The following is a 13,221-nucleotide window of genomic DNA, read 5'->3' as shown; positions in this document are numbered from 1 at the left end:
GCGAGCACTGGCTCGTCCAGCACGGCTGGTAGCTCAGCGCAGGATCTCGATCAGCAGCACCCAGGCGCCGACCAACCCGCCGAGGAGCGCGAACCCGATGGCGGGGGCCAACCAGACCAGCCCGCCGAGCCCGTCGACGAGCACGCCGATCCCGGCGAGGAGGGTGCCCGCGGCGAGCACGACCGGCGGCAGCACCGTCGTCGCCAGCCACGCCGCGCGCGGGACCTCGGGGATCGGTCGCGGCAGCATCGCGGCGAGGCCCACCCCGATGAGCACCGCCAGCACCACGAGGACGACGCCGAGCGGCGTCGGCGACCCCCACGGCACCAGCAGCGCCAGGGCCAGGAACACCGGCGAGGCGAGCAGCACCAGCGCGGACCCTGCGCGGTCGGTGGTGCGCGACGACGCCACGACCGCCGAGATGTTGATCGAGAGGGCCACGAACAGGAGGCCGGCGAGCGCGGCGGCCGCGCCCGCGGTCGCGACCGCGAAGTCGCTCCAGGGCTCGGGGTCGAGGAACGCCGGGGTCGGTGTCACGGTGCGGATTCTCCCGTCCCGAGCGCGGCGAGATCCACGACGGCGAGCGAGCCCGCGTCGCGCAGGGCCTTCGTGTCGGTGCCGGCGAGGTCGGCGAGCACCCGGTACGTGAGCGTCATCGGGTCGATCCCGAGGTGCCGGGCCGCGTCGGCGTCGAGTCGCTCCAGGACGGTCTTCGACACCAGCGTCTGACCGCCCGTCGCGACGTGCTCGAGGCGGGCGCACTCGTTCACCTCGTCGCCGAGGGCGGTGACCTCCAGTCGCCCGCCGGTGACGATCTGGCCGATGTAGAGGTTGGCGCCCCAGTGCACGCCGAGGTTCACCCGGCAGTCCGCCGGTCCGACGCCCACGCCCTCGCGGGCGAGCTCCTCGACGAGCGCCTGCACCGCCGCCGGGAAGGCCAGGGCGACCGAGACGGCGGCCGCCGCCGCGTCGGACTCCGCGGTCCCGTAGCCGGCGTCGTCGGCCTGCGCGGCCAGGAAGAACGCGCTCGCGCCGTCGCCCGCGTGCTTCCCGACGATGCCGCCGTGCCGGGCCACGAGGTCGTCGAAGGTCGTGGTGAAACGGCGGACCAGCTCGAAGTAGGCCGGGGTGGGCAGCATGCGGGAGAGCCGTCCGGAGGAGTCGATGTCGGCGAACACCACCGCGGTGGGCCGCCGCCGGGGCTCGGTGAGATCGGCCATGCGGGTGAACATCGCCTCGTCGCCCTCGCTGACCAACGCGAGCACCCGCGCGGGCAGCAGCGGCGCGAACACCAGCGCGGTGCCGGCCAGCGCGCCGTCGGGCGCGCGGACCGTCAGGCCGAGCATCCCCACCGGACGGCGCCGCTTCGCCAGGTTGAGCTCCACCGGCGAGACCCAGAGCGGCGCCGGGTCGCCCGCGTCGGCGAAGCGCGCCTCGAGGTCCTCCCGCAGCGCCCGCCGCGTCTCCGGCGCGAGCATCGAGGACCACAGCGGCAGCTCGAGGCCCTCGCCCAGGTGCAGCCCGTAGCCGACCTCGGTGGACCCGTCGGCCCCGGCCAGCTCGAGCATCTGCTCGGAGACCCACCGCAGCCGGCCGTCGTCGTCGTAGACCTGGGCCGCGGTGCGGCTCGCCTCCAGCGCCTCGACGACGGACTGGCGGAGCGCGGAGAGCCGGTCGTCCACCGAACGGACGCTAGCGGTACGACGACGGGCACCGCCTCGTGGGCCCGGACGTCTCACTCCTCCGGGGTTGCCCCACACCGGTAGTGACATGGACCACAGCGCCGCGCTACGTTCATCGAATGAACGCGGCGGGCCCCGGATCACCCGCGGGACTGCGGGAGGCGAACCGACGCCGGGTGCTGGACGCCGTCCTCGCGGCGGGCGAACCGACCCAGGCGGGCATCGCCGCGGCCACCGGGCTCGCGCCCGCCACCGTCTCGAACATCGTGCGGCAGCTCGTCGTCGCCGGCCGCCTCACGGCCACCACGACGGTGCGCGGGGGGCGCCGCGTGCGGGCCGTCCGGGTCGTCGCGCCCGCGGGCCTCGTCGCGGGGATCGACTTCGGGCACCGGCACGTCCGGGTGGCGCTCGCCCGGGCGGCGGACACGGTGCCGCGCTCCGCCGCGGACGGCTCACCCGGCCCACCGGTGACCCTGCTCGCCGAGCGCGACGCCGCCCTGGCCGACGGCCACGGGGTCGACGACGGGCTCGAGACGGCCGCGGCGATGCTCGACGAGGCGCTGGCCGCCGTGGATCTCGAGGGCTCCGGGCTGCGCGGCGTCGGGATGGGGCTGCCCGCCCCGGTCGACGCCCGCAGCGGGGCCGTCGGCGAGCCCGGGATCCTGCCGGGCTGGGTGGGCGTCGACGCCGCGGAGCGGGCGTCGTCGCGGCTCGGGGTCCCCGTCGCGGTCGACAACGACGCCCTGCTCGGCACCCTCGCCGAGCAGGCCTGGGGGGCCCTGGCGGGCGTCCGGGACGCCATCTACCTCAAGCTCTCCGACGGCGTCGGGGCCGGACTCGTCCTCGACGGGCGCCCCTATCGCGGGCGGGCGGGGACCGCGGGCGAGATCGGGCACGTCGTCGTCGGGGACGACGCGGGCGGTCCCATCGGCGGAGCCGGCAGCACCGTCTGTCGCTGCGGCAACCGCGGCTGCCTCGAGACCTGGGCGTCGACGACGACCGTCGTCGGCCTGCTCGAGCCGCTGCTGGGCCGGCCGCTGACGATCGCCGAGGTTGTCGAGCGCGCCCACGGCGGCCACGCCCCCTCGCGCCGGGTGCTCGCCGACACCGGCGGCCACGTCGGCCGGGCCCTCGGCGGGCTCTGCAGCGTCCTCACCCCGGCCCGCGTCGTCGTCGGCGGCGAGCTCGCGCAGGCGGGCGCCCTGCTCCTCGATCCGCTGCACGCGGCGCTCGTGCGGTGGGCGCTGCCCGGCGCGGCCGAGGGCGTCGAGGTCGTCGCCGCCCGGCTCGGGGCGCGTGCCCACGTGCTCGGGGCCGTCGCGCTGGCGGGGGAACTCGCTCTCGGCGCGCGTGGATGATCAAGCCCGACGGGTAGGTCCGGACCGTGCCAAGATCACGGGCGTGCGTTCATCCGTTGACCACGGAAGCGCGCGGACATAGCCTGTGAAGCGCGTCACACGCCGACGTCGGTGCGGGCGCACGTCGACGGGGAGGTCGCATCGATGACCGCGCGTGCGTCCGGGCTGCCCGCTCCCGAGACGGTGCTCGCCGAACGCGGTGAGGACCGCTCGCCGGCGGTCTTCCTCGATTACGACGGCGTGCTCACCCCGATCGTCGAGCGCCCGTCCGACGCCGTCATGGGCCCCGAGATGCGCCGGATCGTCTCCGACCTGGCCCGGCGCGCGAGCGTGTGCGTGGTGTCGGGACGAGACCGCGGGGTGATCACCGACCTCATGGGCCTCGACGACCTCATCGTCGCGGGCAGCCACGGCTTCGACATCTGGGACCCGCGCCACGGGGCCATCACCCACGACGCGTCGTCGGGGTTCGAGGAGCTCGTCGAGAAGGTCACCGCCGAGGTCTCGGAGCGGGCCGGGGCCATCGAGGGCACGCTGGTCGAGCCCAAGCACGCCTCGGTCGCGCTGCACTACCGCGCGGTCGACCCCTCGCGCCACGGCGAGGTCCAGGAGCTGGTGGACGGCGTGCTCGCGGCCCACCCCGGCGAACTGCGGGTGACCCCCGGCAAGTTCGTCCACGAGATCCAGCCGAAGATCGACTGGAACAAGGGCCGCGCCGTCGAGCACCTGCTCGACGTCCTCGACCTCCGCGGACCCCGGGTCCTGCCGGTCTACCTCGGGGACGACGTCACCGACGAGGACGCCTTCCGCGCCCCGAGCATCGCCGACGGCGGGCTCGGGGTGCTCGTCATCGACCCGGCCGACGCCGCGGAGCGCGAGACCGCGGCGTCCGCCGTGCTCCCCGACGTCGACGCCGTCGCCCGCTTCCTGGACGGGCTGGGCCGATGACCCGGCTCCGCTCCGCCACGCGGGTGGCACCGATGACCACCCAATCCCCCAGATCGGGAGGAGACCAGCGGTGACGAGTACCGCGACCGCCGAGAACGACGTCACCGAGGGCATCGCCGGGGACGACGGCTGGACCCTGACCTGGGAGGGCGTCGACCCCGAGGAGGAGGGCCTGCGCGAGGCGCTGTCCTCCACCGGCAACGGCTACTTCTGCACCCGCGGTGCCGCCGAGTGGGAGGACACCGAGCCGCCCTCGCACTACGCCGGCACGTACGCCCACGGCGCCTACAACCGCGAGACGACGATCCTCGGCGGCCGTCCGGTGCTCAACGAGGACCTGGTCAACCTGCCGAACTGGCTCGTCCTCATGCTGCGCATCGAGGGCGAGGAGGCGATCACGCTCGACAACGTCGAGGTGCTCGAGTACCGCCACACCTACGACATCCGCACGGCCACCGTCAGCCGCCTGTTCCGCTTCCGCGACCGCGCGGGCCGGGAGACGACGCTGCGCAGCCGCCGGTTCGTCTCGATGGCCCACAGCCACCAGGCGGCGATCGAGTGGGTGCTCACCCCGGAGAACTGGTCGGGCAGCGTCGGGATCGTCTCCGCGATCGACGGCCGCGTCGACAACAACATGGTCGCCCGCTACCGCGACCTCGAGGGCCGCCACCTCGACCCCGTCACCCCGCGGACCTTCGGCCCCGAGGTCATCGCGCTCAAGGTGCGCACCCGGCAGTCGAACCTCTACATCTCCGAGGCCGCCCGCACCCGGGTGGCCCGCAGCCGTGGTCGCTCGTGGCAGGCAGTCGAGCCGAAGCGCACGTTGCACCAGATGAACGACTACATCCAGCAGGTGCTCGACCTCGAGGCCCACGAAGGGGAGTCGATCAAGGTCGAGAAGCTGGTCTCGTTCTTCACCAGCCACGACAACGCGATCACCGAGACGCTCACCGCCGCCGGCCGCCACGTCGAGCGCTACCCCGACTTCGCCGAGGCGTTCCTCGAGCACGAGTCGGCCTGGACCGAGCTGTGGGACGTCTGCGCGATCGACCTGCCCTCCGAGCCGCGGGTGCAGCTGCTGCTGCGGTTCCACACCGCGCACATCCTGCAGGTCTGCTCGCGCCACACCGCCCGCCACGACGCCGGCGTCCCGGCCCGGGGGCTCAACGGCGAGGCCTACCGCGGCCACGTGTTCTGGGACGAGCTCTACGTCTACCCGTTCCTGGACTTCCGGCTGCCGGAGGTCACGCGCGGGCTGCTGATGTACCGGTACCGCCGCCTCGCCGAGGCCCGCGCGGCGGCCGCCGAGGCGGGCTACGCCGGGGCGATGTTCCCCTGGCAGTCCGGGTCCGACGGCACCGAGGAGACCCAGGTCGTCCACCTCAACCCGCTCTCGGGCCAGTGGGACCCCGACCACTCGCACAACCAGCGCCACGTCAACGCCGCGATCTTCTACAACGTCTGGCAGTACTACCAGGCCACCGACGACCTGGAGTTCCTGCGCGACTACGGCGCCGAGCTCATGCTCGAGATCGCGCGGTTCTGGGCCTCGATCGCGCACCGCAACCCGCAGACCGGGCGCTACGAGATCCACGGCGTCATGGGGCCGGACGAGTTCCACGAGAGCTACCCGGGCTCGCAGGTCGGCGGGCTGCGCAACAACGCCTACACCAACGTCATGGTCGCCTGGATCTGCTCGACCGCACCGCGGGTGCTCGCCCTGCTGCCCGCGAGCCGCCGCCGCGCACTGCGCACCCGCCTGGGCATCACCGACGCCGAGATCGAGCGCTGGGCCGAGATGACCCGGCTGATGTACGTCCCCATCCACGCCACGCCCGACGGTAGCCACGTGATCAGCCAGTTCGAGGGCTACGAGAACCTCGAGGAGCTGGACTGGGAGGGCTACCGGGCCAAGCACACCAACATCCAGCGCATGGACCGCATCCTCAAGGCCGAGGGTGAGGACCCGGACCGCTACAAGGTCGCCAAGCAGGCCGACACGGTCATGCTGTTCTTCCTGATCTCCGCCGACGAGCTGCGCGACATCCTCGGGCGCCTGGGCTACGACGACATCGCCGACGATCCCGAGCTCGCCCGGCGCACCATCGACTACTACGACAAGCGCACCTCCCACGGGTCGACGCTGTCCCTGGTGGCGCACGCCGCGGTGCTCTCCGGGATCGATCCGGGCAGCTCGTGGGAGCGGTTCCTGGTGGCCCTGGAGTCCGACGTCGGCGACGTCCAGGGCGGCACCACCAAGGAGGGCATCCACATGGGTGTCATGTCGGGCACCCTCGACCTCCTGCAGCGCGCGTACGTCGGGGTCGCGGTGCGCGACGGCGTCCTGCACTTCGCGCCGCGCCTGACCACCCGGCTCGACGGCCTCCGCTACTCGATGGTCTTCCAGGGCACGAGCCTGCACGTCTCCGTGGCCGACGGCGAGCTCGTCGTCGAGGTCGCCACCGAGGGCTTCTCGCATCCCGTGAAGGTCGGCCTGGGCGGCGAGGTGCGCGAGCTGGCCGCGGGGGAGCGGGCCTCGGTGCGGCTGGCCGAGGACGCCGACCAGATCGCCGAACGGAAGGAACGATCAGTGAGTAGCGAGGACGTGAACGGTGGCTTCAGGGGCGCGATCTTCGACGTCGACGGGGTGCTCGTCGACTCCCCGCACGAACAGGCGTGGCGGCAGTCGCTGCAGGAGCTGATGGAGGGCCCCTGGTCTGACATCCGGTCGCAGACCACGTGGAGCCCCGAGGGGTTCACCTCCGAGCTCTACCACCAGCGGATGTCGGGCAAGCCGCGCAAGGCCGGCGCCACGGCGGCTCTGGAGTACTTCGGCGTGCCCGACATCGACCGGCGCGTGGGCGAGTACGGCGAGCACAAGCAGGAGATGATCATCCGGCTGATCACCGAGGGGAAGTTCTCCGCCTACGACGACGCGGTGCGCTTCGTGATCGCGGTGAAGAACGCCGGCATCCCGGTCGCGGCGGCCTCGTCGTCGAAGAACGCCAAGCTCTTCCTCGAGCGCGTCGACCTGGCGAAGTACGGCGGCTCCGGGAACCTCCACGAGGTGTTCGACGTCGACGTGTCGGGCCGGGACTTCGCCCAGGGGAAGCCGCACCCGGAGATCTTCCTGACCGCCGCGAAGGAGCTCGGGGTCGACCCGCACGACGCCTTCGTCTCCGAGGACGCCACCAACGGCATCCAGGCCGCCAAGGCCGGCGAGTTCGGGGCCATCGGGGTCTCGCGCGCCGACGACGTCGACGCCCTCGCGGCCGAGGGCGCGGACATCGTCGTGACCGACATGGGCACCATCGACGTCGCCGCGCTCTCCTCCCACCGGCTCGCGACGACGTGAGCGGGCGGGCATGACTGCAGCGGACGAGATACCCCCCGACGCCCTCACCGTCGGGGTCGACGTGGGCGGCACCAAGATCGCCGCCGGGGTGGTCGACGGGACCGGGAAGCTCCTCGCGCACACCCGCCGCGAGACCCCGGCGCAGAGCACCTCCGCTGTGCTCTCCGGCATCGCCGACGCGGTGCGCGAGCTCGCCGTGAGCCACGAGATCGCCGCCGTCGGGATCGGCGCGGCCGGCTTCGTCGACGCCTCGCGCTCGACCGTGATGTTCGCGCCCAACCTCGCCTGGCGGGACGAGGACCTGCGCACGGCGCTGACCACCCAGCTCTCGCTGCCCGTCGTCGTCGAGAACGACGCGAACGCCGTGGCCTGGGCCGAGTCACGCTTCGGGGCGGGCCGCGACCACGACGACCTCGCCGCCATCACGATCGGCACCGGCGTCGGCGGCGGCCTCGTCGTCGGCGGGCGGCTGCTGCGCGGCGGCTACGGGGTGGCCAGCGAGATCGGCCACATCACCATGGTCCCCTACGGCCGGCGCTGCGGGTGCGGGCTGCAGGGGTGCTGGGAGCAGTACGGCTCCGGGCGCGCGCTGCTCAGCGAGGCCCGCGAGATCGCCCGCCACTCCCCGGCCTTCGCGGCGGGTCTCCTCGCCGACGCCGGCGGGGACTCGGACGCGATCACGGGGGAGATGGTCACCGCTGCCGCGCAGCGCGGCGACGTCGGAGCCCTGCACTGCTTCGACGAGATCGGGCGCTGGATCGGGCTCGGGCTGGCACAGCTGGCCGCCGTGCTCGACCCCTCGCTGTTCGTCATCGGCGGCGGCGTCTGCTCGGCGGGGGAGGTGCTGCGCTCCCGGGTCGAGGACGTCTTCCTGGGCAACCTCACCGGGCGCGGGCACCGTCCCGTGGCCGAGGTGCGCCTCGCCGAGCTCGGCTGGGAGGCCGGGATGGTCGGCGCCGCCGACCTGGCACGTACGCACCGCGACACCGCAGTCCCCGGGAGGGCGTCATGAGCACCGATTCACCCGCCGGGTCACCCGACCCGAGGGCATCGACCGGAGCCTCCGGGCCCCGACCGACGACCTCGACCAAGGCGATCCTCGTCTCGATCGTCGCCGCGGTCGGCGGGTTCCTGTTCGGGTTCGACTCCAGCGTCATCAACGGCGCCGTCGACGCCCTGAACAGCAACTTCAACCTGACCAACAGCCCGCTGCTGTCCGGCTTCGCGGTCGCGTGCGCGCTGCTGGGCTCGGCGGTGGGCGCGTGGTTCGCCGGCCCCGCCGCCGACCGGTACGGCCGCGTGCGGGTGATGCTGATCGCCGCGGCGCTGTTCGCGATCAGCTCCATCGGGGCGGGCCTCGCGTTCGCCGTCTGGGACCTCATCCTCTGGCGCTTCCTCGCCGGCGTCGGCATCGGAATCGCCTCGGTCATCGCGCCCGCCTACATCGCCGAGATCGCCCCGGCGCACATCCGCGGACGGCTCGCCTCCCTGCAGCAGATGGCGATCGTGCTCGGCATCTTCATCGCGCTGCTCTCCGACGCCCTGTTGGCGGGGGTCGCCGGTGGCGCCGCGAACACGTTCTGGCTCGGCCTCGAGGCCTGGCGCTGGATGTTCCTCGTCGGGGTCATCCCGTCGATCATCTACGCAGTGCTCGCGCTGCGGATCCCGGAGTCCCCGCGCTACCTGGTGGCGAAGGGCGACCTGGTGCTCGCCGGCCAGGTCCTCCACTCGGTCGAGGCCGACCGGTCCCCGGAGTCCGTCGACCGCAAGGTCGAGGAGATCCGGGTGTCGCTTCTCCGGGAGCGCAAGCCGTCCCTGCGCGACCTCGGCGGGGAGCGCTTCGGCCTCAAGCCCATCGTCTGGGTCGGCATCCTGCTGTCGGTCTTCCAGCAGTTCGTCGGCATCAACGTGATCTTCTACTACTCGACGACGCTCTGGCAGGCCGTCGGGTTCTCCGAGTCCGACTCGTTCACGGCCTCGGTGATCAACGGTCTGATCAACGTGCTCTCGACGATCGTGGCGATCCTCATCGTCGACAAGGTCGGCAGACGCCCGATGCTGCTCGGCGGCTCGATCGGCATGACGATCACCCTGGGCGTCATGGCGATCGCGTTCTCCCAGGCGATCCCGACGGTGAGCCAGAGCGGCAAGTCGACCGTCGCCCTACCGGGCATCTGGGGCCCGGTCGCGCTGGTCGCGGCGAACCTGTTCGTCGTGTCCTTCGCGATCACGTGGGGCCCGGTGGTCTGGGTGCTGCTCGGGGAGATCTTCCCGAACTACCTGCGCGCCGCCGCCCTCGCCGTCGCGGCCTCCGCGCAGTGGATCGCGAACTTCCTCGTCACCGTGACGTTCCAGGCGCTGGCCAGCGTCGGGCTGACCCTCGCCTACGGCCTGTACACCTTCTTCGCCCTGCTCTCGTTCATCTTCGTCTGGAGAGCGGTGCAGGAGACCAAGGGCAAGGAGCTCGAGGAGATGGTGGCGTAGCCATGTGAACGGATGTGGTCGCCCGGACGGCCACATCCGTTCACGTGCGACTCTGTCGCCCATGCGCGTCGGCATCGTCTGCCCGTACTCGCTCGACGTCGCGGGCGGGGTCCAGGCGCACGTCCTGGACCTCGCCCGCGCGCTCGAGCGCCTCGGGCACCACGTCGACGTGCTCGCGCCGGCGAGCGCGGCTACGCCGGTCCCGGACTTCGTCGCCCGGGCCGGACGCGCGGTCGGGGTGCCGTACAACGGGTCGGTCGCGCGGCTGACCTTCGGCCCGGTCTCGATGCACCGGGTGCGCCGCTGGCTGCGGGCGGGCGCGTTCGACGTGCTCCACCTCCACGAGCCCACCGCGCCCAGCCTGTCGATGCTCGCGCTCGCCGTCGCCGACGGGCCCGTCGTCGCCACCTTCCACACCTCGACGCCGCGGTCGCGCACCATGCTCGCCTTCCAGCCGGTGCTGCGGCCGCTGCTGGAACGGGTCACCGCCCGGATCGCGGTCTCCCCGCTCGCCCGGCAGGTCTACGTCGAGCACCTCGGCGGGGACGCCGTCGAGATCCCCAACGGCGTCGACGTGGAGGCGATCGCCGCGGCTGCGGCCGACCCCCTCCTGCGGCCCCCCGGCAGCACGACCGTCGGGTTCCTCGGCCGGTTCGACGAGCCCCGCAAGGGCATGGCCACCCTCCTCGAGGCGCTGGCGCCGCTGGCGGCCCGGCACGACGTCCGCCTGCTCGTGGTCGGGCGCGGGGACGTCGCCGAACTGCGGCAGCGCCTGCCCGCCCCGCTGGCGGACCGGGTCGACGTCCTCGGGGCCGTCGACGACACCACGAAGGCCCGGGCCCTCGGCGCGATGGACGTCCTGGCCGCCCCGAACACCGGCGGGGAGAGCTTCGGCATCGTCCTCGCTGAGGGGATGGCGGCGGGGACGCCGGTGGTCGCGAGCGACCTCGAGGCGTTCCGGCGGGTCCTGTCCGATCCCGACTCCGGCGACGTCGCGGGCGTCCTGCTCCCGCCCGACGACGCCGGGGCCTGGTCGGCGGGGCTGGCGGCCCTGCTCGCGGACCCCGCACGGCGAGCGGCCCTCGCGCGCGCCGGGCGGTCCCGCGTCGCCGCGTTCGACTGGTCGACCGTCGCCGCGTCCGTCCTGCGGGTCTACGAGGTCGCGGTGGCCGCGGATCCCCGGCAGGTCGTGGCGCGCGCCGAGGACGAGGTCGAGGTGGCGGCGGCCGACGGACACCTCGGCTCCGGGCGCGGACGTGTCGGCGCGCGGCGGGGTCCGGGCGCGGCGGACGAGCGACCGGGACGCCTACCGTCGTCGTCGTGAACCTGTTCGGCCCGGGCGGCTGGCTCGTGGTCCTCGTTGTCGTCCTCGCCGTGCTGGTCCTGCTCTGGCTCGCCACGGTGATGATCGCCCGGGCACGCCGTCTCGACCGCCTCCACGTCCGGGTCGACGCGGCGCACCACGGGCTGGTCGCGGCGCTCGACCGGCGGGCGGCGGTGGTGCGGGCGGTGGTGGCGAGCGCGCCGCCCTCGCTGCTCTCGCCGACCGACCGCCGGGTCCTGCGCGACACCGCCCGTGCCGCGGAGGCCGCCGGCGGCGACGAGGGCCGGGAGGCCGCCGAGAACGACCTGGTGGACCAGCGCACCCGGCTCGACACGGCCCTGCTGCCCCCGGACCTGTCCGCCGAGCTCGCCGACGCGGACGCCCGGGTGGTGGTGGCGCGGCGGATCCACAACGACGCCGTCCGCGACACCCGGGCCCTGCGGGGCCGCCGGATGGTGCGCGTGCTGCACCTCGCCGGGACCGCCCCCTGGCCGCGCTACTTCGAGATCGCCGAGGTGGGGGAGCGGCCGGCCGACGCGGGGAGGTCCGACGTCGCCGTGGCCCGGGACGCCGCGCGCGTGGTGGTGCTCGACGCCGAGGAACGGGTGCTGCTCTTCGAGGGCGTGGACCCGGCTCGCCCCTCCGAGGCATTCTGGTTCACCCCGGGCGGCGGGGTGGAGCCGGACGAGGACCCGGCCGAGGCGGCGTGGCGCGAGCTGACCGAGGAGACGGGGATGGCGGCGGGCAAGCCCGGGGTCGGGGAGCTGGCCGGCCCGGTGTGGGTGCGCGACGTCCTCTTCGACCACGACGGCCTGACCTACGCCGCCCGCGAGGTGTTCTTCCTGCTCCACGTCGACCCGGCCCCGGACGTCGACGTCTCGGGCTTCACCGAGCAGGAGCGCCGCACGGTGCGCCGCCACCGCTGGTGGACCCGGACCGAGCTGGCGGCCACCGTCGACGTCGTCTACCCGCGCCAACTCGCCGAGCTGCTGGGGGACCCGGGGTCGCTGGCGCCGGTCGATCCGCCGGTCCCGATCCAGTAGCGCCCGGCCCCCCGGCGCCGGCAGCGGGACGTGGGCTGCGTCCCGGCCGCCTGACGATGTCGGGGGCCGCGTCTAGCATCGGGGGCGTTCCACCGCCGTCTGATGGAGGACCTGCTGTGACCCGCCCCGACCCCACCCCCGCCGCCGAAGCCCGGGGGGTCAAGCGCGGTCTCGCCGACATGCTCAAGGGTGGCGTGATCATGGACGTGGTCACGCCGGAGCAGGCGCGGATCGCCGAGGACGCCGGAGCCGTGGCGGTGATGGCCCTCGAGCGCGTCCCCGCCGACATCCGCGCCGACGGCGGCGTCGCCCGCATGTCGGACCCGGACATGATCACCGGGATCGTCGACGCGGTGTCGATCCCGGTCATGGCCAAGGCCCGCATCGGCCACTTCGTCGAGGCCCAGGTCCTGCAGTCGCTGGGCGTGGACTACGTCGACGAGTCCGAGGTCCTCACCCCGGCCGACGAGGCGCACCACATCGACAAGTGGGCGTTCACCGTGCCCTTCGTCTGCGGGGCGACCAACCTCGGCGAGGCGCTGCGCCGCATCGGCGAGGGTGCCGCGATGATCCGCTCGAAGGGCGAGGCCGGCACCGGCAACGTCGTCGAGGCCACCCGGCACATGCGGGCCATCCGCGCCGACATCCGCCGACTCTCGCGCATGGACACCCAGGAGCTCTACGGCGCGGCGAAGGACCTCCAGGCGCCGCTGCCGATCGTCCAGGAGATCGCCGACACCGGCCGGCTCCCGGTCGTGCTGTTCACCGCGGGCGGGATCGCCACCCCGGCGGACGCGGCGATGATGATGCAGCTCGGCGCCGAGGGCGTTTTCGTGGGCTCCGGCATCTTCAAGTCGGGCGACCCGGCGCGGCGGGCCGAGGCCATCGTCAAGGCCACGACCTTCCACGACGATCCGGACGTCATCGCCAAGGTCTCGGCGGGCCTGGGTGAGGCCATGGTCGGTCGCACCACCTCCGACATGCCCGAGTCCGAGAAGCTGGCGAGCCGCGGCTGGTGACGCCCCAG

At 73.6% G+C, this 13,221-nt stretch carries 10 protein-coding genes; 8 read left to right on the top strand and 2 right to left on the bottom strand.

All coding sequences use genetic code 11. From position 1 onward, the window contains the following. Positions 1 to 33: 33 nt before the first annotated feature. On the bottom strand, positions 34 to 537 hold the full coding sequence (locus VGH76_RS25765; RefSeq protein ID WP_331559624.1) for a hypothetical protein: 504 nt from the start codon (positions 535 to 537) through the stop codon (positions 34 to 36). After that, complete coding sequence (locus tag VGH76_RS25760) at positions 534 to 1,682, bottom strand: adenylate/guanylate cyclase domain-containing protein (RefSeq protein WP_331559623.1); 1,149 nt, start codon at positions 1,680 to 1,682, stop codon at positions 534 to 536. The genes VGH76_RS25765 and VGH76_RS25760 overlap by 4 nt, the downstream gene beginning before the upstream one ends. Before the next feature lie 119 nt (positions 1,683 to 1,801). Here VGH76_RS25760 and VGH76_RS25755 point away from each other — a divergent pair, with 119 nt between their 5' ends. From VGH76_RS25755 to pdxS, 8 genes are all read left to right on the top strand, one after another. Continuing rightward, the gene (locus VGH76_RS25755; RefSeq protein WP_331559622.1) at positions 1,802 to 3,040 is read left to right on the top strand and encodes an ROK family transcriptional regulator; all 1,239 of its coding nucleotides are present in this window, start codon (positions 1,802 to 1,804) and stop codon (positions 3,038 to 3,040) included. Positions 3,041 to 3,184: 144 nt separating this feature from the next. Next, a complete protein-coding gene (gene otsB / locus VGH76_RS25750) occupies positions 3,185 to 3,988 on the top strand; it encodes a trehalose-phosphatase (RefSeq protein ID WP_331559621.1) in 804 nt (267 codons plus the stop codon). Positions 3,989 to 4,058: 70 nt separating this feature from the next. Further along, entirely contained in the window at positions 4,059 to 7,343 is a 3,285-nt protein-coding gene (locus VGH76_RS25745) for an HAD-IA family hydrolase (RefSeq protein ID WP_331559620.1), read from the top strand. A 10-nt stretch (positions 7,344 to 7,353) separates the two neighbouring features. Then, the gene (locus tag VGH76_RS25740; RefSeq protein WP_331559619.1) at positions 7,354 to 8,355 is read left to right on the top strand and encodes an ROK family glucokinase; all 1,002 of its coding nucleotides are present in this window, start codon (positions 7,354 to 7,356) and stop codon (positions 8,353 to 8,355) included. Continuing rightward, positions 8,352 to 9,827, top strand: coding sequence for a sugar porter family MFS transporter (locus VGH76_RS25735; RefSeq protein ID WP_331559618.1), 1,476 nt, complete (start codon positions 8,352 to 8,354; stop codon positions 9,825 to 9,827). The genes VGH76_RS25740 and VGH76_RS25735 overlap by 4 nt, the downstream gene beginning before the upstream one ends. Positions 9,828 to 9,888: 61 nt before the next feature. Beyond that, the gene (locus VGH76_RS25730; RefSeq protein WP_331559617.1) at positions 9,889 to 11,151 is read left to right on the top strand and encodes a glycosyltransferase family 4 protein; all 1,263 of its coding nucleotides are present in this window, start codon (positions 9,889 to 9,891) and stop codon (positions 11,149 to 11,151) included. Then, positions 11,148 to 12,194 carry an NUDIX hydrolase gene (locus VGH76_RS25725; RefSeq protein ID WP_331559616.1) on the top strand — a complete coding sequence of 349 codons (1,047 nt, stop codon included), beginning with the start codon at positions 11,148 to 11,150 and terminating at the stop codon, positions 12,192 to 12,194. Before VGH76_RS25730 ends, VGH76_RS25725 begins: the two co-directional genes overlap by 4 nt. A 116-nt stretch (positions 12,195 to 12,310) precedes the next feature. Beyond that, a complete protein-coding gene (gene pdxS, locus VGH76_RS25720; RefSeq protein WP_331559615.1) occupies positions 12,311 to 13,213 on the top strand; it encodes a pyridoxal 5'-phosphate synthase lyase subunit PdxS in 903 nt (300 codons plus the stop codon). Positions 13,214 to 13,221: the final 8 nt, after the last annotated feature.

It is taken from the genome of Actinomycetospora sp., assembly GCF_036497585.1.
Taxonomy (GTDB): Bacteria; Actinomycetota; Actinomycetes; order Mycobacteriales; family Pseudonocardiaceae; genus Actinomycetospora.
This window is presented reverse-complemented; position numbering and strand designations above follow the sequence as displayed.